Origin of the sequence: Acrocarpospora pleiomorpha (assembly GCF_009687885.1) — a bacterium.
GTDB classification, from domain to species: Bacteria; Actinomycetota; Actinomycetes; order Streptosporangiales; family Streptosporangiaceae; genus Acrocarpospora; species Acrocarpospora pleiomorpha.
In genome coordinates, this window is sequence record NZ_BLAF01000008.1 from 135,067 (window position 1) to 156,463 (window position 21,397).

General features: G+C 69.4%; 11 protein-coding genes and 1 pseudogene. 2 read left to right on the forward strand and 10 right to left on the reverse strand.

Features of this window, described 5'->3' with window-relative positions; all coding sequences use genetic code 11:
* The first annotated feature begins 68 nt into the window (after positions 1-68).
* On the forward strand, positions 69-1,088 hold the full coding sequence (gene glnII / locus Aple_RS07835; RefSeq protein WP_155343816.1) for a glutamine synthetase: 1,020 nt from the start codon (positions 69-71) through the stop codon (positions 1,086-1,088).
* A gap of 183 nt (positions 1,089-1,271) precedes the next feature.
* Here the strand turns inward: glnII and Aple_RS07840 are convergent.
* From Aple_RS07840 to Aple_RS07860, 5 genes and pseudogenes are all read right to left on the reverse strand, one after another.
* Positions 1,272-1,646 (reverse strand): annotated as a pseudogene (locus Aple_RS07840) (nucleotide disphospho-sugar-binding domain-containing protein); the annotation flags it as partial.
* A gap of 6 nt (positions 1,647-1,652) precedes the next feature.
* The gene (locus tag Aple_RS07845) at positions 1,653-2,204 is read right to left on the reverse strand and encodes an HNH endonuclease family protein (RefSeq protein ID WP_218038175.1); all 552 of its coding nucleotides are present in this window, start codon (positions 2,202-2,204) and stop codon (positions 1,653-1,655) included.
* A gap of 197 nt (positions 2,205-2,401) precedes the next feature.
* Positions 2,402-3,742 carry an AAA family ATPase gene (locus Aple_RS07850; RefSeq protein ID WP_155343819.1) on the reverse strand — a complete coding sequence of 447 codons (1,341 nt, stop codon included), beginning with the start codon at positions 3,740-3,742 and terminating at the stop codon, positions 2,402-2,404.
* Positions 3,743-3,827: 85 nt separating this feature from the next.
* Positions 3,828-5,471, reverse strand: a complete 1,644-nt coding sequence (locus Aple_RS07855; protein WP_155343820.1) for an FG-GAP repeat protein — start codon at positions 5,469-5,471, stop codon at positions 3,828-3,830.
* 108 nt (positions 5,472-5,579) lie between these two features.
* Complete coding sequence (locus Aple_RS07860) at positions 5,580-6,818, reverse strand: D-arabinono-1,4-lactone oxidase (RefSeq protein WP_155343821.1); 1,239 nt, start codon at positions 6,816-6,818, stop codon at positions 5,580-5,582.
* Between the two features lie 697 nt (positions 6,819-7,515).
* Between Aple_RS07860 and Aple_RS07865 the strand changes: the two genes are divergently transcribed.
* Positions 7,516-8,640: a methyltransferase gene (locus Aple_RS07865; RefSeq protein ID WP_155343822.1), complete on the forward strand. Its 1,125-nt coding sequence runs from the start codon at positions 7,516-7,518 to the stop codon at positions 8,638-8,640.
* Here Aple_RS07865 and Aple_RS07870 read toward each other — a convergent pair.
* From Aple_RS07870 to Aple_RS07890, 5 genes are read right to left on the reverse strand one after another with little or no spacing between them, the layout of a single operon-like run.
* Positions 8,630-9,985: a condensation domain-containing protein gene (locus Aple_RS07870; RefSeq protein WP_155343823.1), complete on the reverse strand. Its 1,356-nt coding sequence runs from the start codon at positions 9,983-9,985 to the stop codon at positions 8,630-8,632. The two genes, Aple_RS07865 and Aple_RS07870, sit on opposite strands and share 11 nt — an antisense overlap.
* Positions 9,982-12,900, reverse strand: a complete 2,919-nt coding sequence (locus Aple_RS07875; protein WP_155343824.1) for a condensation domain-containing protein — start codon at positions 12,898-12,900, stop codon at positions 9,982-9,984. The genes Aple_RS07870 and Aple_RS07875 overlap by 4 nt, the downstream gene beginning before the upstream one ends.
* Positions 12,897-14,711, reverse strand: a complete 1,815-nt coding sequence (locus tag Aple_RS07880) for a non-ribosomal peptide synthetase (protein ID WP_155343825.1) — start codon at positions 14,709-14,711, stop codon at positions 12,897-12,899. The genes Aple_RS07875 and Aple_RS07880 overlap by 4 nt, the downstream gene beginning before the upstream one ends.
* Positions 14,708-16,108 carry a condensation domain-containing protein gene (locus Aple_RS07885; RefSeq protein ID WP_155343826.1) on the reverse strand — a complete coding sequence of 467 codons (1,401 nt, stop codon included), beginning with the start codon at positions 16,106-16,108 and terminating at the stop codon, positions 14,708-14,710. Before Aple_RS07885 ends, Aple_RS07880 begins: the two co-directional genes overlap by 4 nt.
* The gene (locus tag Aple_RS07890) at positions 16,105-21,390 is read right to left on the reverse strand and encodes a non-ribosomal peptide synthetase/MFS transporter (RefSeq protein ID WP_155343827.1); all 5,286 of its coding nucleotides are present in this window, start codon (positions 21,388-21,390) and stop codon (positions 16,105-16,107) included. The genes Aple_RS07885 and Aple_RS07890 overlap by 4 nt, the downstream gene beginning before the upstream one ends.
* Positions 21,391-21,397: the final 7 nt, after the last annotated feature.

Below are 21,397 nucleotides of genomic sequence, written 5' to 3' on the forward strand. Positions count from 1 at the left end.
AACGGGGGGTTGAAAGCCTCGGGCGTGGCGAGCTTACGACCTGGCTCGCGTCTGAGGAAGGGAACGACGTGGCTTTCAAGGCTGAGTACATCTGGATCGACGGCACGGAGCCGACGCCGAAGCTCAGGTCCAAGACGAAGGTCCTCGCGGACGGCGCCGACCTGCCGGTCTGGGGCTTCGACGGATCCAGCACCAACCAGGCTGAGGGCCACTCCTCCGACTGCGTGCTCAAGCCCGTCTTCTCCTGCCCGGACCCGATCCGCGGCGGCGACAACGTGCTCGTGCTCTGCGAGGTCTACAACGCCGACGGCACCGCCCACAGCACCAACACCCGCGCGCTGCTCACCCCCGTGGACGAGAAGTACGCCGCGCAGGAATCCTGGTTCGGCATCGAGCAGGAGTACACCTTCTTCAAGGACGGCCGTCCGTACGGGTTCCCGGTCGGCGGGTTCCCCGGGCCGCAGGGGCCGTACTACTGCGGCATCGGCGCCGACGAGGTCGTCGGTCGCGACATCGTCGAGAAGCACCTGGACGCCTGCATCGAGGCCGGCCTGAAGATCTCCGGCATCAACGCCGAGGTCATGCCCGGGCAGTGGGAGTTCCAGATCGGCCCCGGTGGCCCGCTGGAGGCCTCCGACCACATGTGGATGGCCCGCTACCTGCTCTACCGCATCGCCGAGGACTTCGGCGTCTCCGCCACCCTCGACGCCAAGCCCGCCAAGGGCGACTGGAACGGCGCCGGCGCCCACACCAACTTCTCCACCCGCGCCATGCGCGAGGGCTACGACGCGATCATCACCGCCTGCGAGTCGCTCGGCGCCGAGGGCAAGGTCGAAGAGCACATCGCCGGGTACGGCTTCGGCATCGAGCAGCGCCTCACCGGCCTGCACGAGACCGCTCCCTACAACGTCTACAGCTACGGCGTCTCCAACCGCGGCGCCTCGGTGCGCATCCCGTGGCAGGTCGAACTCGACAAGAAGGGCTACATCGAGGACCGCCGCCCGAACGCCAACGTCGACCCGTACGTGGTCACCCGCCTGATCACCAACACCTGCTGCGAGGCCCTGGAGAAGGCCGGCCAGGTCTGACCTGTAGCAGAACGGCTCCCACCCTTCGGGGCGGGAGCCGTTTCTGTCTGCGCCGGACACATCCAGTCGCGATCCTGTCGGCCGTTTCAGCTACGGCTGGGCACGACCCTCTGGATGGCGTTCCCAAGGCATCACGCCGCGGTGGCCCGAACCCGCTTCACAGTGGCGTCTTTCGTGGCGAGATCACGGCAGCATCGCCTCGATCAGATCGGCGGCGCGGGTGGTGCCGCCCTCCGCAAGTGCTGCCGCCCGTAGCCGCGCCGACCGCTCGGCCACCTCCGGATCCCGGGTCAGCTCCAGCAGCGCCTCCCGCAGCACCTCCGCGGTGGCGTCGGCGGTGTCGATCCGCCGCGCCACCCCCAGCTTCACCAGCTGATCCGCGTTGGCGAACTGGTCGACCGCCTGCGGCACGGCGATCATCGGAACTCCCGCGTACAGCCCCTCGCCGCTCCCGCCCATCCCCGCATGCGTGACGAAAGCCGCGGCCTGCCGCAGGATCGCCAGCTGCGGCACCCACCGATGCACCTCGACGTTCCCCGGAATCTCCCCGACCTCAGATAGTTCTCACCGCAGCAATCCCTTGCGTAACTCCGGCCTGCTCAGCAGTGCGAGCAGCTCGTGGTCGTCGTCGAAGAGCAGCTTCGCGGCGGGGTTGCCCGCCTGCCGGAGCATGGCCTGGCACACGTCAGCGAACGGCTGTTCCCGGATCGTGCGCACCGCTTGATCCATCTGGCGCCCGTCGGACCGCTCGAATCCGCGCTGCCAGAGGCAGAGGCTGGCGATCACCACATCCTTGGCGTGCATCCGGCCCTTCGTGAGAATCGGCCGGTTGAGCCCGCACACGTCGATGGTCGTCTGGCCTTTGGGTGATCCGCCTTTGGCGCGATATACGCCGAGGGTGAGGGTCAGCTGGAGATGATCGAAGGGATCTTCGGCCGAGGGGTCGATCAGCAGCGACTGACCATTCCGGTCGAGCGGGAACCGGTCGCGCTTCTCGTGGCTGTTGCAGTACGTGCAGGCGAGGAGGTGGTTGAGCCAATCGAAAGTGCGCAGCGGATTCCTGGCCATCGGCTCGTGGTGGTCGATCGCCGTGCCCTGGCTGTCACCGCAGTACATGCAGCGCTCCATTCCTGGAGCCATCTGCCGGAGAACGTCGGTGAGTGGCCGGTGGACGTTCCTTCGCTGCGCCGAATGTTTCCACAGCTGACGGGCTCCATTGAGCCGGTCGGCATCGTTGCGATCCGCGACCCGCTGTGTCAGCGCGGCAAGTCGGGAGTTCAGTTCGTCGGGGATGCCCAGTCGGGTCAGGCGGATCATCTCTCGGGCGGTCCCGTCAGGCCCAATCTGGCAGCTACTTCGTCCGCTCGTGTCGCCGGAGAGCTGGCCAGTTGCCGCTTGAGCTCAAGGTAGCGCTGCTGCGCGTCCTCGTCGGCGTGGCCTTCGAGGATGGCGGCTTCGAGCGTGACGAGTTCCTCGCGGAGGCGCTCGGTCGCTGCCGAATAGGGTGTGTCGAGACCAAACAATTCAGACAGAACAGCGTCGTCGCCGCTGCCATGGACGATTCTCTTGTAGAGGCTCTCGGGAACGATGCTGGGCGCTTCTGTCTCGTTTGGGCCCGGGAGGCGAATAAGCCCGCCCTCGTCGGCGTCCTGGCAGATATAAGGACTATGCGTGGTGACGATGAACTGGATGTTCGGGAAATGCGCTTTCAGCCAGCCACCGAGCCGTTGTTGCCAGGACACGTGCAGATGGGCATCGATCTCATCGATGATCACAACCCCCGGATTGAGAACGACGTATGGCCGGTCCCCGTCCGTCCACAGGTCCATGCTTTCGAAAATACGTCGAATCAGGTCGGTCACCAACGCCGCGACAGCGCGGTAGCCGTCACTCATCTCCCGGAGCGGGAATCGGCGACCGTCATGAACTACCCATAGCCCATCAGAGTCGATGTCTTCGATGCGGTAACCGTCAGGAAGAAGCCCGTCGCTAAGGATCATCATCGCCGTGTCCTTAACCTCCTGCGCGCCCGGTCGACCTTCGAGGGCTCGCAGATGCAGTTCAATGAGCCACGTCACTCCCTCCGCGAGGGACGCGTCTTCGTGGAACAGACTCGCCATTCTGGCGACCCGTTCGGGACCCAGCATCAGTCTTTGCGCATCTCCGGATCCGCCGATCAGGCGACGGAACGGGCCATATGCGGCACAGAACCAACCTGGGCTGTTCTCATCCCAAGGACCGGTTTCAGGGCTTTCCGCCGGATAACCAGAAAGAGTCGGCTGGAGTCCGCGACGACCGCTGAACTTATCCCGTGAGGCGGGCATTGTCCAGTCAATTCCAACGTTTAACTCATCCGGCGGATAATCGCCAATCCAGAAATCATGATCGTCAACGACCAAGCCGACGCGTACTGACGCTTGGTCTTCTCCGTGGGAGATCCAGTTCTCGAAATCTGAAACCAGTGTCCGGGCCACATAAGGTCCGCTTACGGCCAGCGCGATAGCGCGGAGAAGTGCGGTCTTTCCGGATCCGTTTCGTCCCGCGATCACCGTCCATCCCGCATAGGAGCCATCGGGTCGCGTCAGATCCAGGTCGACGGTTCGCGGCCCTGTGAAGCCTTTGACGTTTTCGACCCGCACGGACGAGATGTACATGGGACGACTTTAGCTTTGATCGTCTCGGTGTTCCGAGGACATGACGACCTCTCCGGTTCTCGCCGGAGAGGTCGTCTGGGATTGGTTAGCGGGCGGATTCGCCGAAGTTGTCCAAGGGTTCGGTGGTGTCGGCTATGCCGGGGGAGTCCTGGTGGAGGAACTGGCCGTCGTCGGGGTCGAGGCCGCCGAAGCCGAAGATGCCGAAGGCGTCCTTGCCGAAGACGAGGTTGAGGGCGCCGGGGCTGGTGGCGCCGCTGCCGGGGACCTCTTCGCCGGGGATGGTGATGAGGAGGTCGGATTCGCCGTTGTTGTTGTAGTCGCCGTTGGTGAGGGCGGTGCCGAGGGCGTCGTCGGTTTCGGCGGGGTCGCCGAAGGTGAGGTTGTCACCGAAGAGGAACTGCTGGTTGGCGCTGCCGAGGGCGGCTCCCCGGTCGCCGTAGATGACGTTGACGGCGCCGACATTGGAGTTCACGCCGTCCTCGCCGGGGACGCCGATGGCCAGGTCGTCCTGGTTGTCGCCGTTGAAGTCGCCGGCGGTCAGGGATCGGCCGAAGGCGTCGCCGGGGTTGCCGGTCTCGGAGATGCCGGCGGTGTCCTGGGACCAGATCTGGGCGCCGGTGGTGACCAGGGAGTTGCCGGAGCGGTAGATCACGAAGACGACGCCTTCGCCGGCGTCCTCGCCGGGGGTGCCGACGGCGAGATCGTCGGGGAACTGGCCGCTCACGTTGGCGGCGTTCTCGTTGAAGTCGCCGACGGCCAGGGCTGAGCCGAAGGCGTCCCCGGCCTCCGGGCCGCCGGGGAGGGGAGCCGCCTGGTTCCAGAGTTGGTCGGTGGAGGTGGACAGGCCGGTGGCGGAGCCGTACAGGACGTTGACGGAACCGGCGTTGTCGATGGCGTCGACCTCGTCGCCGGGGACGCCGATGGCCACGTCGTCGAAGGCGTCCGTGCCGAGGTCGCCGACCGCGAGGGCGGAGCCGAAACGGTCGCCGGGGGACTGGGCGCCCGCGACGCCGCCGGCGCCCTGGGTGAGCTGGGTGGTCGCGAAGGTGTCGAACCGGAAGTCGCCGAAGTCGAACTGGAGCACCCAGACCTGGCCGGCGTCGGCCACGGTGACGTCCTCGCCGGGGGCGCCGACGAACACTTCGGCTTCGAAGTCGTTGTCCACCCGGCCCACGGACAGGGCGGCACCCCACTGGTCGCCCGGCTCGTTGTCGGCGTCGGACAGGGAGCTGGCCAGTTCCTGGTCGAGGGTGATGCTGCCGGTGCCGGTCAGGCCGCCGGAGACGTGGCCGAACAGGACGTGGATCGCGCCAGAGTCCTGGGTGAGGCCGCGGTCCTCGCCGGGGACGCCGATGATCAGGTCATCGATGCTGTTGCCGTCGACGTCGCCCACCGCGAGGGCCGCCCCGAACCGGTCTCCCGTCTCCGGTCCGGGGTCGTCCATGATGCTCGGGTCGATGCCGGGGCTGTTCTGCTGGAAGGTCTGGCTGCCGCCGCTGCCGAGGCCGTCGGGGCCGCCGTACAGGACGTGGACGAGGCCGGCGTCTTGGATCGCTCCAATGTTCTCGGAGGGGACGCCGATGGCGGCGTCCGCGTACCCGTCGCTGTCGAAGTCGGCGTGGAGTTCGACGCTGACCGAGTCGGCCTGGGCGGGTGGGGCGAGCGCGGCGGAGCCGCCGAGGGCAACGATCACGGCGACCGCCGCCCGGGTGAGATTGCGATGGATCATGAAATGTTCCTCCTTGTCTGGGGGTGAAGCTCGACAAGGGAAACAGGCGTTATTCCGCTTGATCTGCGGAAATGTCCGCAGTTGTTGGGTGCAAAAGGACGTCGTGTGTCAGGCGAATAGGTATTTGTCCGTGAAGGGGTTGCGGAATTTTCCGGACGGGTCGAGGGCGTTGGCGAGGGCCTGGAAGTCGGGGAGGCGGGTGTAGCGGGGGCGCAGGGTGTCCGGTGGGGTGGTGAAGATCTTGGCCCAGTGTGGGCGGGGGGCGAACGGTTCGAGCGCTTCTTCGATGCGGGCGACCGCCGGGAGCACGGCGGGGGTGTCGGCGATCCAGGTGAAGTGGATCGCCACGGTGTCCCGCTCGTAGCAGGGGCTGAGCCAGAGCCGGTCGGCGGCGATGGTGCGGATCTCGCAGATCCGCAGGACCGGGTGGATGTGGTCGCGGATCGTGTCGAGCGCGCTGAGCGCCGCGACGGCGTCGGAGGCGTCGATCATGAATTCCGATTGCAGTTCGTCACCCGCGCTGGGAATCCGGTCTGGCCGGAAGTGCGGCAGCCGCTCGAACCAGGGGCCGGGAATGTCCGATTGTTCGGTGCAACTGTCCGGCGACATTCCAGGCACAGGATGGCGTGGCCCGTCGGCGGGCTCGGCCGGGATCGGCACGACGGCTTCCCCGTCCCGCCGCTTCACCCACACCTGATTAATCACCGGCCCTCGCCAGTCCGTGAAAAGACTCACGCTGTACGCACTAGACACGATTTCCTGAAATTTCGGGAAAAGCACATCCAGTGGCAGCGCTTCATAAACACGTTGCCGCACCTGGAACGACGGAACCAGGTCCAGTTCCAGGGCGACCACTACGCCCAGCGCGCCCAGCCCGACCACAGCCCCATCGAACCCCTCATCCCCCCGCCGCAGCGTGACCAGATCACCCTCCGCCGTGACCAGCTCAATCCCGGCGACCGCCGCCGAGAGATTCGCGTTCCCCACCCCCGACCCATGCGTCCCGGTCGCACACGCCCCCGCCACCGAGATATGCGGCAACGACCCCAGGTTCCCCAACGCGAACCCACGCTCGTCGATATACCGCCCCACATCCGCATACCGCAGCCCGCCACCCACCCGAACCCGCGCCCGGTCCGAGTCCACCTCGACAACCGGCGCCAGCCCCCCAAGCTCCACCAGCTCAGCGGGAGTATCCCCGACCTCGTTGAACGAATGCCGAGTCCCAAGCGCCCGAATCCGCAGACTCCGCGCCACAACCCCCTGCAACTCCTCGACCGACACGGGCCGATGGACCCGCGCCGCACTGTAGGTGAGATTCCCCGCCCAGTTGACTTGCATCGCCATGGCCAAGACCCTAACCACCACCCCACAACACACGCAGAGCGGGGCAGCAGCCCAGCAGACTCGGTGCCCCCACAATGCGAAAGACCGCCCAGCGGCACGCGCGGAACGCCCAACCGAGCGCCGCTGCCACCGGTTTTCACGCCGTTATCCGTCGCCGTTCACGCAGGCGGTAGTCCTCGCCGCCCCAGCGCCAAAGGGTGCGGTCGGCTACGGGCGGTTTCTTCTCATCCTTCCTTCTCCCCGGGTCTTCGCCCCCGGCGCGAAGAGGTGTGGGGCGTTCCGTTTGACGTGTTCAATTCTCCGCGATGCAGGATGGTATGGTCATGCGTCACTCTGCCTGCCTGCTAGCTATCGGTCTGGCCTGGTATGACGTGTTTGCCTGCTGGACTGGGTTGGTGCACGTTGCTTGCTGGGTCGTGGGGGAGCGCTAGCGTCTCTGATTGGCTTAGCGATCCTGTGTGTTCCACAGAATCGGTGCCTGGCGATATGCCCGGCACGCACCAATCGTCTTCGTGCCCTGGTGCCGATGGTCCTAGCCACGGCCCGTGTGAGCACGTCCCTCCGGACGCTGACCGGTCAGACGTGCACGGCCTGACCGGGGAGGGTACCCGACGTCGCCTGGGCGCCGGGTGTGCATGTGACACTATGCCGCATGATCACTACGGTTCGCTAATCGAATGGGAAAGCCTGGTGGGCGATGAGTAGTCTCGTGACGCCGGTGGGGGAGTTTGAGCTCGTCCGAGCCACCGGGAATGGTCGTGATGGGCTTCGGGCCTGGGATGCGGCTGATGAGTATCTGTTGCGTCATCTGGCGGAGACGGTGGAGTTGCCGGGTGAGGTGGTGGTTTTCGGGGATCGGTGGGGGGCGATTTCTACCGCGCTGGCGGAGTGGGGGCCTAGTCAGGTCAGTGATTCGTTTCTTGCTCAGCGGGCGACGCGGTTGAACCTGGAGCTCAATGGGGTGGCGGGGCCGCGGCTGCTTTCGACGCTGGATTTGCTGCCGGAGCGGATCGATGTGCTGGTGGTTCGGGTGCCGAAGAGTTTGGCGCTGCTGGAGGATCAGCTGCGCAGGCTCGCGCCCTCGGTTCATGAGGGAACGGTGATCGTCGGGGCGGGGATGGTCACGGAGATTCACACGTCCACGTTGACGTTGTTCGAGCGGATTCTCGGTCCGACCAGGACGTCGCTGGCGGTGCGGAAGGCGCGGCTCATCTTCTGTACGCCGGACATGGGGATCAAGCGCATCGGCAGCTCGTGGCCGCGGACCTATGTGCTCCCTCAGGATGTCGGCGTGGTTTCGGGGCGGACCGTAACCAATCACGCGGGGGTGTTCTGCGCGGACCGGCTCGATATCGGGACGCGGTTCCTGTTGCGCCATCTCCCGGTGCGGAGCGGGCAGGTCGTGGATCTCGGTTGCGGGAACGGGGTGGTCGGGCTGGCCGCCGCGCTGGCCGATCCGGGTGCGGAAGTGACGTTCGTGGACGAGTCCTACCACGCGGTGGCCTCGGCGGAGGCGACCTTCCATGCCAATACGTCAGCGCCCGGCCGTTTCCTCGTCACCGACGGCATGTCGGAAATATCGCCCGGCAGCGTGGACCTCGTCCTGAACAACCCGCCGTTCCACAGCCATCGGGCCATCGGCGACGCCACCGCCTGGGAAATGTTCACCGGCTCCCGCCGCGCCCTACGCCCCGGCGGCGAACTCTACGTCATCGGCAACCGCCACCTCGGCTACCACATCAAACTCCGCCGCGTCTTCGGCAACTGCGACCTGATCGCCAGCGACCCAAAGTTCGTGGTGCTCCGTGCGGTTAAACGGTGAACGTGCCGATCGTTTCGGTGAACTGATCGGCGAGGGCTCGCATTGATGAGGGTCTGAACAGGTCGGTGCTGTAGTCGAGGATGCCGGCGAGGCCGTTGGCCTGGGGCCACATCTGTACGGCTACCTCGGCCTTGGTGTAGCGGGAGCCGGGGCCGGGGTAGAACTCGGCGGTTAGGTTGCCGATTGAGGGGCGGAGCATGTCGTTTTGTGGTGTGTTTTGTAGGGCGAATGTTGCCTGGCATAGCGGGAGTCTGCTCAGGTCGCGTGGGAGTCGTAGAGCGGCGATCACCTTCTCGTAGGGTGTGTCCGCGCGTGTCATTGTCTCGATCACGGTTTTTCTGACGCGTCTGACCAGCTCTTCTGGTCCTGGATTTCCTGATAAATCGGCTCGAACCGCTAGCGTGTTGGCGAAGGAGCCGATCATCGGGGCGTACTCGGACTTGGATCTTCCGGCGACTGGCACGCCGACGCAGAAGTCCTTTTGCGCGGCCGCTCGGCCGAGTGTGGCCTGGAAGGCGGCCATCAGCACCATGAACGGTGTGCACCGGGAGTGCCGTGAGAATCGCTCGACCCCCCGCATGGTCTCGGCCGCCACGTGGAAGCGCACCGCGGCTCCATGCCCGGTCCATCGTGACGGGCGCGCATGGTCGACGGGCAGGTTCAGGGAGGGCGTTCCGGACAGTCGCTCGGCCAGGAACGCCACCTGTGGGCCGACGTCCCGTTCCCGTTCCCAGGCCGCGAACGCCGTGTACGGCATGGCAAGTTCCGGCAATTCCGGCTCCCGCCCTTCCACGGCGGCGGTGTAACACTCGGCCAGCTCCCGCATCAGCACGTCCAGCGCCCACCCGTCGGCCGCGATGTGATGCAGCACGATGCACAGCAGCATGTGATCGTCGACCACCCGCAGCAGCGCCACCCGCCACGGCGGCTCCGTCTCCAGGTCGAACGGACGGTTCACGAACGCGTCCACCACCACCGCCGGATCCCCCAGCAGTTCCCGCCGTTCCAGCGTGACCGGCCCGGGCGGCAGGATGAACTGCCGGGGCCCCGCACCCGTCATCCGGAACCGGGCCCGCAGCACCTCGTGCCGCGCGGCGATCCGCGTGAACGCCCCCGCGAGCAACTCCGGCAGTACAGGACCGCGCAGCCACACGCACCACGGCACGTGATAGCTGGTGTCCTCGGGGTCGAACGCGCTGAGGAACCACACCCGCTCCTGCCCGGTCGACAGCGGCGCCGGCACCCCTCTCTTCTCCCCGAGGGTGCGCCGTAGTGCCTCCCGCCGTTCGGGCGGCACCCTGGCGAGCCGGTCCAGCAGGGCGGCCCGCAGATCCGGCGAGATCACTCCTCCGCCATTTCGGCCAGCAGCAGATCCTCCAGGACCTCGGCGAGCTCCGCCACCGTGCTCTTGTCGAACAGGGTGCGGATCGGCACCTCCACCCCGAGCCCGGCCCGGATCCTGGCCGCCATCCGGGTCGCCAGCAGCGAATGCCCGCCCAGCTCGAAGAAGTCCTCGAACACTCCTACTTCGGGCACTCCCAGCAGCCCGCACCAGATGGCGGCCACGAACCCCTCCGCGTCGGTGCGCGGCAGCACCCGCTCGGCCGCCCCCGGCCTGCCCGGCTCCGGCAGCGCCGCCCGGTCGACCTTGCCGCCCTTGGTGAGCGGCAGCGCGTCCATCCGGGCCCACACGGTCGGCACCAGGTGCCGGGGCAGCCGCGCCACCAGATCGGCCCGCAGGTCCACCGGATCGGCGGTGCCCGCGTAGTAGGCCACCAGATCGTCCTGCCGCGCCGTCACGTACGCCTGCGCCACTTCGGGATGGGCGAGCAGATGGCTCTCGACCTCGCCCGGTTCGATCCGGAATCCGCGCACTTTGAGCTGGTCGTCCGCCCGACCGAGGAATTCCAGCCGCCCGTCGGCCCGCCACCGCGCCCGATCCCCGGTGAGATACCGCCGCCCGCCCGGATTGTGCGGATCCGGCACGAACCGGCTCGCGGTCAACCCCGGCAGCCCGGCATAACCCCGCGCCACCCCGACCCCGCCAAGAGCGAGCTCGCCCACCACCCCGGCCGGCGCCGCCAAACCCTGATCGTCGAGCACGACCGCCGACGCGCCCCCGATGGCCGCCCCGATGGACGGCCGCCGCCGCGCGTCCTCCGCCCCCAGGTCGGCGAGGGTCGCGATCACCGTCGCCTCGGTCGGCCCGTACGAGTTGACCAGCCGCACCGTATCCCCGAACCGATCACGCCACCGCCGCACCGACGCCGCCATGACCTGCTCGCCGCCCAGGACCACCAGCCGCAACCCGGCCGGCCAGGCGATCTCGTCGAGCACGTCCACCAGCCGATGCCAGTACGCGGTAGGCAGGTCCAGCACGGTCACTTCCGGCCCCGACCGCAGCAGGTCCGGCAGCGTGGCCGCCCCGTCGGGCAGCAGCACCAGCGCCGCCCCCGCCGCCAGCGCCGGAAACATCTCCTCCACATGCGCGTCGAAACTCAGCGCCGAGAACTGCACCACCCGATCCCGCGGCCCGATCTGGTACGCCTCCCGCATCCACGCGACCCGCGCCTCAACCCCGGCCCGCTCCGCGACCACCCCACGCGGCACCCCGGTCGTCCCCGACGTGGGAATCACGTACGCGGCCCCCGAATACCGGAGTGCGCCCGCGCCCCGAGTGACGCCTTCGGCGGTGACGATCCAGTGCGCGGGCTCGGCCAGCAACGCGATGCGATCATCCGGATCGTCCGGATCCAGCGGCAGATACGCGGCCCCCAACCGCCACACCGCCAGCAGCGTCGCGATCGCCTCCACCGACCTTGGCAGGCATACCCCCACAAGATCCCCAGGCCTTACCCCCGAGAGCAGCCCTCGGGCGATCTCCGCCACCCGAGCGTCCAGCTCCCCGTAATTCACCCGCTCGTCCCCGCAGATCAACGCGACCGCGTCGGGAGGGCCACCCAGCGCGAACGCGGCCTCCTGTATCGGTTCCATCACCGGAGCGGCCACTGGATCGGCCATCGCCAGCCGCGACACCGGCACCCGAGGATCCGCCGCCGCCGACTCCAGCAGCCGCAGGAAACGTTCGCCCATCAGCCGGACATCGGCCTCACGGAACAGCGCGGTGTCGTAGTTGAACGACACCAGGATCCGGCTGCCGTCATGCCAGGCGTCGATGTTGAGGTCCAGCTTGGCCTGCCGGTACCCCGCCTCGAACTGGCTCATGGTGAGCCCGCCGAACGACCCGTCCTTGCCCGGCGTCTGGTTGTGCAGGATGAACAGGCTCGGCACCAGCGTCTCGGCGGGCTGCGCGAACCGCTCGAACGGCACGCCCGGCCGGCCGAGCGCCGTCACCGCGTCCGCCCGGACTCGGTCCACCAGCTCGGCGAAGCCCGGGTCGTCGCTCAGATCCCCGCGCAGCGCCACGACCTGCGAGACGAACCCGACGATCGCCTCGAGCCCGGCCCGTTCCCTGGCCGCCACCGCCGTGCCCACCAGCACGTCGCGCTGCCCGGTGTGCCGGGAGATCAGGGCCAGGTAGCCGGCCGTGAGCACCATGAACAGCGTCGCCCGCCGCTCCCGGCCCACCCGCTCGAGCCCGCGCACCACCTCGGGCGAGAGCTCCATCAGGTGGAACCCGCCCCGCCCGCTCGCCGCTCCCACCGCACGGAACGGAAGGTCGGGCGGCGGCGGGTCGGCCAGGCGTTCCAGCCAGAACGGCACCGCGCGCTCGTCCCGCCTGCGCTGCCAGCGCGCGTAGTCGCTGGGCTGGATCGGCAGCGGCGCCAGCCTGGGCTCCCGCCCCGCCACCGAGGCGTCGTAACATTCGGCCAGGTCGGCCAGGAGGATCTGCAGCGACCAGCCGTCCACGATGATGTGGTGCGGCACCACACACAGCACGTGCTCCAGCGGCCCGATCTCGATCACCGAGATCCGCACCGGCGGCCCCGCCGACAGGTCGAACGGGCGCCCCACCAGCTCGGCGACCAGCTCCTCCGCCTCGGCCTCGCCACCCGCCCGGTGCCAGTCCACCGTGGGCGGCGGGCCCGCCACCGCCCACGGCACGCCTTCCTCCTCGACGAAGCGGGTGCGCAGGCTCTCGTGCCGGGCCGCCACTAGGGCGACCGCGCGGTCCACGGCGGTCCGGTCGAGTGGGCCGCGCAGTCGCCGTACCAGATGGCAGTTGTAGGCGGAGTTGTCGGGCTTGAGCCGCTGGAGCACCCACAGGCGCTCCTGGGCGGGGGAGAGGGGTGCTTTCATGACCCGGCCGCCAGGTCGTCGAAGATGGCGGCCAGGTCCTCGGCGCTGAGCCCGTCCAGCTGGTCGCGGAGTGAGGCCACCTCGTCCAGGTCCAGCTCGTCCGGGTCGAACAGCTCCATCTCGCGGGCCAGGGCGGCGACCGTGGAATGCTCGAAGAGCAGCACGATCGGCACCACGATGGCGAACCGCGCCTGGATCTTGGCGATGATCTGGGTGGCGGCCAGCGAGTGCCCGCCCAGGTCGAAGAAGTCGTCGTCGGCGCCGATCGGCTCGGCCACGCCGAGCACCTCCCCCCAGATGGCGGCCAGCTCCTGCTCGACCGGGGTGGCCGGCTCCCGGTAGGGGACGGTGCCCACCCTGGTCCAGGCGGGTGGCGGCAGCGCGGCCCGGTCGAGCTTGCCGTTGGGGGTGAGCGGCAGCGCCTCGAGCACGACCAGGTGCGCGGGCACCATGTATTCCGGCAGCGTCCTGCGCAGGCGCTCGCGCAGCACCGGCCAGAGCGCGCCGGGGTCGGCCTCCTGCGGCACCACATAAGCGACCAGCCTGAGCGTGCCGTCCGGGCCGGGGTGCACGGCCGCGGCGGCCTGGCGGATCTCGACGCCGGAGCGGAGCGCGGTCTCGATCTCGCCGAGCTCGATGCGGAAGCCGCGCACCTTGACCTGCTGGTCGGCCCGGCCGAGGTATTCCAGACCGGCTGCCGTGCGGCGGACGAGGTCGCCGGTGGCGTACATGCGGGTGCCGCGACGCGGGCTGAACGGGTCGGGCAGGAAACGCGCGGCGGTCATGCGCGGCAGGCCCCGGTAGCCGCGGGCGACGCCCGCGCCGCCGATGTGCAGCTCGCCCTCCTCGGCGGGGGAGCCGTCCTCGGCGAGCACGTACAGGCCGGTGTCGCCGACCGGGTCGCCGAGGGTGACCGGGGCGGGCGCTGGCGCGACCAGGCCCGCGGCGGACCAGACCGTGGTCTCGGTGGGGCCGTACACGTTCCACAGCCGCACCCCGTCGGCGAGCAGCGCGTCGGCGAGGTCGCGGGGCAGCGCCTCGCCCCCGCACAGGCGGGTCGCGATCTGTTCCGGCACGCCGCCGGATTCGAGCAGGACCCGCCATCCGGCCGGGGTGGCCTGCATGATCGTCACCCCCTGGGCGATCGCGAGCTCGCGCAGCGCCTTGCCGTCGGCGGTGTCCGCCGCGATCACCACCCGGGCGCCGCAGGCCAGCGGCAGCAGCAGCTCCAGCACGGAGATGTCGAACGACAGGGTCGTCACCGCCAGCCAGACGTCGCCGGGGGCCGGCTTCAGCGTGTCCGCGAACGACTCGATCAGGTGGGTGACCGCGCGGTGCGGCACCGCCACCCCCTTCGGGCGGCCGGTCGAGCCGGAGGTGTACATCAGGTACGCCAGATCGCCGTGCGGCCACAGGCCCGGCTCGGCGTCCTTGGCCGCCAGCCCGCCCTCGCTGATCGTCAGCACCTCGGGCACGCCCGCGACCAGCCGCTCGTCCACGCCCGGCTGGGTCAGCACCAGCCGGATCCCCGCGTCCTGGCGCATCAGCCGCAGCCGGTCCTCCGGGAAGGCCGGGTCGAGCGGCACGTACGCGCCGCCCGCCGCCCACACCGCCAGCATCGCGACCAGCATGCCGGTGGTCCGCTCCAGGCAGAGACCGACCGGAACCTCCGGCCGGACCCCGCGCCCGCGCAGGACCCCCGCCAGCGCGCTCACCCGGCGATGCAGCTCGGCGTAGGTCAGGTCCCCGCCGGGGCCGCTCACCGCGACCGCGTCCGGGGTCAGGTCACGCCATCGCGCCAGCAGGCTCATCTCACATGCCTTTCAGTTGAGACTTTAAGGAGAGATAGGCGCAGGTCCGGGTGTTTGCCCGCCCGATGGACCAGGCCGGTGAAGGTCTCCCCGATCAGGTGACCCGTCTCGGCGGAGAACAGGTCGCTGTTGTATTCGAGCCAGCCGCCGACGCCGCCGGCGTCCCGGTAGATCTCCCCGAAGATCTCCGCCCTGGCCTGGGTGACCCGCAGCGGCTCGCACGTCTCCACCCGCAGATCGCCCAGCGTGGTACGGAACAGGTCGGCCTTCGGCAGATCGTGCGTCAGGTTGAACACCACCTGACAGAGCGGCGGGCGGCTCAGATCCCGGGGCGGCTGGACCGCGTTCAGCACCCGCTCGAACGGCGTGTCGGAGTTCTGCAGCGCCCGCAGGAACGGCCCCCTGGCCCGGCGCAGCAGCTCGCGGAAGGTCGGGTCGCCGGACAGGTCGGCGCGCAGCGCGATCGTGTTGGAGAAGCAGCCGATCAGCGGCGCGAACTCGGCCCGGCCGCGCCCGTGCACCGGCACGCCCACGCAGAAGTCCTCCTGCCCCGCCCGCAGGCCCATGCTCGCCTGGAACGCCACCACGAGCGCCATGAACGGCGTGCAGCGCTCCTGCTTGGCCAGGTCCTCCAGCCTGGTCGCGGCGTCGTCGGGCACCGACACGTACTGGCGGACCGCCCGTCCGCTCCACCGCTTGGGCCGCGGCCGGTCGGCGGGCAGGTCCAGCGGCGGCACCCCGGCGAGCCACTCGGCCCACCACTCCAGGGCGCGCGGGTCCTGCCGCTTCCGCTCCCATACCGCGAAATGCCGGTATTGCAGGGGGAGGGCGGGCAGGTCGGGTTCCCGGCCTTCCTGGTAGGCGGCATAACATTCGGCCAGCTCGCGCATGAGCACGTCCAGCGACCAGGCGTCGCCGGCGATGTGGTGGATCACCATGCAGAGCAGGTGCGCGTCCCCGTCGCCGATCAGCGCCACCCGGATCGGCAGGTCCCTGCTCAGGTCGAAGGGCCGGTTGACGAACCCGACCACGGCCTGCTCGCCGCCGTCCATCCGCTCCACCGGGACCTGCTCCGGCTCCCGCACCACCTGCGCGGGCCGGTCGCCCCGCAGCAGGAACCGGGTGCGCAGCACCTCGTGCCTGGCCACGATCCGGGAGAACGCCCAGACCAGCCCGGCGTGGTCCACCGCGCCGTGCAGCCGGACATGCCACATCATGTGGTAGCCGGTGTCGGCCGGGTCGAACCTGCTGAGGAACCACAGCCGCTCCTGGCCGGAGGAGAGCGGCCAGGCCATCCCGTCCGCCTGCTCGGCCAGCGACCTGCGCAGCGCCTCCCGCCGCGCCAGCGGCAGCTCCGCCAGCCGTTTGACCAGCTCCGCGCGGTCCTCGGGGGTCATGACGCGACCTTCTCGAGCCGGCGCTTCAGCGCCTGTGTGCCAACCAGGTCATCGGGCACCGCGTCCGGCACCTCCTCGTCGAAACGGGCCAGCCGCCTGATCCGCAGCGCGGCCAGCGCGATGACCGCGATCGCCAGGCCGCAGACCAGGTAGAGCAGGCCGATGCCGCGGTCCGCGCCGATGCCGGCCGCCTCGCCGATGTGCCTGAACAGCTCCGACCCGTACGGCACGACCACGATGTAGCCGAACGGCAGGGTCGACCAGGCCACCAGCGTGTTCAGCGCGATCACCCGGCCGTGGAACCGCTGCGGCACCTTGACCTGGATGATGGTCGCGTACTGGCCGTTGATCAGGGTCATGCAGAACGCCATGCCGAACGCGCCCGCCGCGATCAGGGTCAGGTCCGGGCGGGCCCCCACCACCCCGCAGAACACCGCGAAGCCCAGCGTGGCCAGGAACACCCCGCGCAGCCGGTGTTTGCGCGGCCCGCCCCAGACGCTCATCACCAGGCCGCCGAGCAGGCCGCCCACCCCGCCGGCCAGCGACACCCGCGCGATGTCGGCGAGCGCCGCGAAGGACAGCACCAGCGGCGTGAACATCAGCCACAGAGGCGCGAGGAACACGTTGAGCACCGCGAACCAGAGCAGCATGGCCCGGAAGTTGACGTTGCCCCACGAGTGCCGGACGCCGCCCGCGATCTCGGCGAGCAGCCCCTCCCTGCGCCGCCACGCCATAGTCCTGGGGAACCGCACGAAGACCACCACGAGGGTCGCCACCACGTAGCTGAGCACGTCCAGCGCGAGGATGCCGCCGAGGCCGATCACCGACAGCAGCCCCACCGCCAGCAGCGGCACCAGCAGCATGGCCGACCCGCTCACGGTCGCCACGACGCCGTTGGCGTGGCCCAGGTACTGCTTGGGCACCAGCTGCGGGACCGCCGACATGTACGCGAACCGCTGGAACGTGAGCGCCAGCGACAGCGCCACGATCAGCGGATAGATGTGCCACACCTGGAGGTTGCCGGTCCACGCCAGGACGCCCAGGATCAGCTGCACCCCGCCCGCGGCCAGATCGCCGAGGATCATGATGGTGCGCCGGTCGTACCGGTCCACGATCGCCCCGGCCAGCGGCGACACCAGCATGCCGGGCACCAGCCCGAGCACCGCGAACATCGTGAAGTCGGCCAGCGAACCGGTGGTGAGGTAGATCCAGACCGGGATGGCGAAGTCGGTCAGCGCCGAGCCCGTCCACGAGATCAGCTGTCCGGCGGCGACGGCGAAGAAGCGGCGCATGCTCGGGCTGGGGCCGAGCGCGAGCCCGTCCTCGTCGGCCGCCACGTCCTTGCGGGACAGGCCTTGCAGCCACCAGGTGGACCGCTCGGTGCGGCGGAGCGGCTCGGTGGCGTCCTCGGCGATCGCTTTGTGGGTGCCGGTGACGATCGCGGCCAGTTCCTCGGCGCGGTACTTCAGGTAGAAGTGCCCGGCTTCGTCGAGCACCACCCCGGCGGCGCAGTCGCTCAGCAGGTGCCACTCGCGGTAGCGCTCCTGGTAGAACTCGCAGGCCGGGTCGCGCTCGCCCGCCACCGAGATGACGGGGGCGCGCAGGCGGGCTATGCCCTGCTCGAACAGGTTCGTGAAGTACTGCTCGGCCTCGCGGGTGCCCCGCCTGCGGTTCTCGATCACGAGCTTGAGCTGGGCGGGTTCGAGTTCGTCGATGTCCAGGCCGGCCGCTTGCAGGGCGTTGGCCCAGATCTGGTCGCTGCGCAGGCGCTCCATGACGCGGGAGAGCCCGGCCAGGCGGCCCCTCGGGCGGCCGAACGGGAAGATGCCGCCCAGGTAGACGGCGTCCACCTCGCGGCCGGCCGCCTCCAGTTTGCGGGCGATGTCCACGGTGAGCATGACGCCCAGGCCGCAATGGCCGTACAGGACGAGCGGGCCTTGCACGTTCTCCAGGATCTCGGCCACGCAGCCGTCGGCGACCTCGGGGATTGGGCGGCCCTGCTCGCCCAGTTCGTGGCCGGGGACGGCGATGGAGAGGAGCTGCCAGTCGTCCGGCATCACGTCGGCCAGCGGTTTGTAGATGACCGCGCTGCCGCCGCCGTACGGCGCGCAGACCAGGGTTCCTTTTGTCAGTTTGCGGGGTGGCGTGAATCGGTGCAGGAAACGTTTCGGGCCGCTGTCGCCGGTGTCGAGGAGGCGGGCCAGGGCGCGTGCCGTGCGGTGTTTGAACAGGTCGAGCACGGTCACGGTCCGGTGTGGGACGGCCTTGCGGAGGCGGGCGATCACGCGCATGGCCAGTAGCGAGTGGCCGCCGAGGTCGAAGAAGTCGTCGAGCGCGCCGACTTGCTCGGCGTCGAGCAGGTCGGTCCAGATGGCGGCGACGATGCGCTCGGATTCGGTGGCCGGGGGGATGTGCTCGGCCGCTGGGAGCGCGGCGAGTTCGGGGAGTTTGTCGCGGTCGATCTTGCCGTGGGATTTGAGGGGGAGTTCCGCCAGCCAGATGAACTGGGTGGGGATCATGTAGTCGGGGAGGGTTTGTCCCAGGCGGTCGCGGAGTTCCTCGTCGGGGACGGGAGTGCCGGTGAGGTAGGCGACCAGGCGGCCGTTGCGGGGGACGACGACGCAGGCGCCGCCGATGACGGCTTCGATCTCGGCGGGTTCGACCCGGTAGCCGCGGATTTTGATCTGGTGGTCGCGGCGGCCGAGGAAGTCCAGGTCGCCGGAGGGCAGCCAGCGGGCGAGGTCGCCGGTGCGGTACATGCGGGCGCCGGGCTCGCCGTACGGGTCGGGGAGGAAGTTCGCGGCGGTGAGCGCGGGGCTGTTCAGGTAGCCGCGGGCCAGGCGGGGGCCGCCGAGATAGACCTCGCCGGGGACGCCCGCGGGGACCGGGCGCAGGTGCCGGTCGAGGACGTGCACGCGCGCGCCGGGGAGGGGTTTGCCGATGGGGAGCGTGCCGTGGTCGTGCGGGCCTTCGATCGTGTACGTCGTGACGCCCACCGTGGCTTCGGTCGGGCCATAGTGGTTGACGACCGGGCAGATCTGGGCGAGTTCGCCTGCCCAGGTGGCGTCGGCCGCCTCGCCGCCGAGGATCAGCAGCCGCCGGGGGAGTAGGTCGGCGGGTGGCGTGTCGGCGGACAGCGCGGCCAGATGCGATGGCGTGATCTTGAGATAGTCCGCCGGTTTTTTCCGGAAATATGCGGCTAAGTCGGGGCCTGCTGTGCGGGCGGGGATCAGGTTGAGGGTGCCGCCGGTCATCAGGCACAGGTAGAAGACCGTCACCGCGAAGTCGAACGCCAGCGATTGCAGCAGCGCGAATGACGCGCCCGGTTCTATCCCGAATCGTTCGTGTACGCCCGCCAGATATGTCATGACTTCGGAATGCTGGACGGCGACACCCTTCGGCCGCCCGGTCGTCCCGGAGGTGTAGATCACATACGCGAGGTCCGGAGCGGTCTGGTGGATCTTCGCGCGTTTCACGTCCCCTTCGCCGACCAGGACCGGGCTGACCCCGCCAGGAAGGCGGTCGAGCAGCGTGCTGTCCGTGACGACCAGCTCCGCCCCCGCGTCCGACAACACGAACGCGAGCCGCTCCCGCGGATGCTCGGGATCCAGCGGCAGATACGCCGCGCCCGACTTGAGCACGCCGAGCACCGCCACCGCCGACTCCACCGACTGCTCCAGGCAGATCCCCACCCGGCTTCCCGGCCCCGCCCCCAGCCGCAGCAGCCGGTTCGCCAGCCCTTCGGCGAGCTCGTCCAGCTCCGCGTAGGTCAGCGACTTCTCGCCGCAGACGACCGCCGTGGTCAGGGGCGTACGAGCGGCTTGGGCGGAAATCGCCCCGTGCAACGTTCCCGCCGAGGTGAACGGCGTCGGCGGCTTGCCCGTCCCGAACGTCAGGACCTCGGCGGCCTGCTCCGGCGCGAGCATGTCCAGCGCCGAGATCCGCACGTCAGGATCGGCCACGATCGACCGCAGCAGCCTGCCGAAACACGCGTTCAGCCGCTCCATCGTCGCGGGCCGGAACAGCGCCGTGGAATAGATGAACGTCCCCGTCAGCCCGCCCGGCGTCTCGAACAGGTACAGCGCCAGGTCGAACCTGCTGGAAACCGTCGGAACCGGAAACGCCTCCAGCGTGAGCCCCGGCGTCTTCAGCCAGCTCGACCGGTAGTTGTGCAGCGAGAACAGCACCTGGAACACCGGCGACCGGGACACGTCCCGCTCGACCGCCAGCTCGGTCACCAGCCGGTCGAACGGCACCTCCTGATGCGTGTACGCGTCCAGCGCCGTCTCCCGGGTCCGCCCCAGCAGTTCCGCGAACGTCGGATCCCCGGACAGGTCCGCACGCATCGGCAGCGAGTTAATGAAAACCCCCACCATCCGCTCAAGCTCGGGCAGATCCCGCCCCGACACCGGCGACCCGATCGCGAAATCCTCCTGCCCGGAGAACCGCGACAGCAGCACCTGGAACGCGGCCAGCATCGTCATATACGTGGTCGCGCCGTGCTTACGCCCGAGCAGGGTCAGCGCCTCGGTCAGCTCGGCGTCCGCCCAGACGTCACACGCCGCCCCCTCCCACCGCTGCTCCGGCGGCCGGGGAAAGTCGGCCGGCAGGTCCAGCGGCGGCAGGCCCGCCAGCTGCCCCCGCCAGTAGGCGATGTCCGCCTCGTGCGAGCGGTCCCGCTGCCAGCGCGCGTAGTCGCCGTACTGCACGGCGATCGGCGCCAGTCGCGCCTCGGTCCCCGCCCGCCTGGCCGTGTAGAGCGCGAACAGCTCCTCCATCGCGATGTCGCACGACCAGCCGTCGGTGACGCTGTGATGCATGGACAGCAGCAGCACCGACTCGCTCGCGCCCAGCCTGATCACGAGCACCCGGATCAGCGGCCCGCGCTCCAGGTCGAACGGCCGGTCCAGCTCCCGCCGCAGCCGCGACAGGTCGTCGTCCACGGCGAACTCGGCGTCGGGGGCGTCGGGCAGGACCTGCGGGTCGCCGTCCTCGGTGGCGGTGAACCGCATCCGCAGGGCCTCGTGCCGGGCGGTCAGGTCCTTGAGCGCTTCGGCCATCGCCTCTTCGTCGATCGCGTCGTTCAGCCGGACGGCGAAAGGGACGGTGTAGGCGGGGGTGCCAGGGGCGTACTGCTCAAGGAACCAGAGGCGCTCCTGGGCGTACGACAGCGGGGGCGGCGTGTCCGCGGGACGCCGCTGGATCGACAGCGCGGCGGCGCCCTGCCGGAAGCGTCGCGCGAGCCGGGAACGCTGGGCAGGCGAGAGTTCGGCCCGCGTCACGGCATGA

Excerpts from the sequence above, each read along its gene's own strand:
- Aple_RS07855 (WP_155343820.1), bottom strand. The coding sequence starts at position 5,471 with ATGATCCATCGCAATCTCACCCGGGCGGCGGTCGCCGTGATCGTTGCC.
- Aple_RS07860 (WP_155343821.1), bottom strand. The coding sequence starts at position 6,818 with ATGGCGATGCAAGTCAACTGGGCGGGGAATCTCACCTACAGTGCGGCG.
- Aple_RS07845 (WP_218038175.1), bottom strand. The coding sequence starts at position 2,204 with ATGTACTGCGGTGACAGCCAGGGCACGGCGATCGACCACCACGAGCCG.
- Aple_RS07880 (WP_155343825.1), bottom strand. The coding sequence starts at position 14,711 with ATGAGCCTGCTGGCGCGATGGCGTGACCTGACCCCGGACGCGGTCGCG.
- Aple_RS07865 (WP_155343822.1), top strand. The coding sequence starts at position 7,516 with ATGAGTAGTCTCGTGACGCCGGTGGGGGAGTTTGAGCTCGTCCGAGCC.
- Aple_RS07875 (WP_155343824.1), bottom strand. The coding sequence starts at position 12,900 with ATGAAAGCACCCCTCTCCCCCGCCCAGGAGCGCCTGTGGGTGCTCCAG.
- Aple_RS07850 (WP_155343819.1), bottom strand. The coding sequence starts at position 3,742 with ATGTACATCTCGTCCGTGCGGGTCGAAAACGTCAAAGGCTTCACAGGG.
- Aple_RS07885 (WP_155343826.1), bottom strand. The coding sequence starts at position 16,108 with ATGACCCCCGAGGACCGCGCGGAGCTGGTCAAACGGCTGGCGGAGCTG.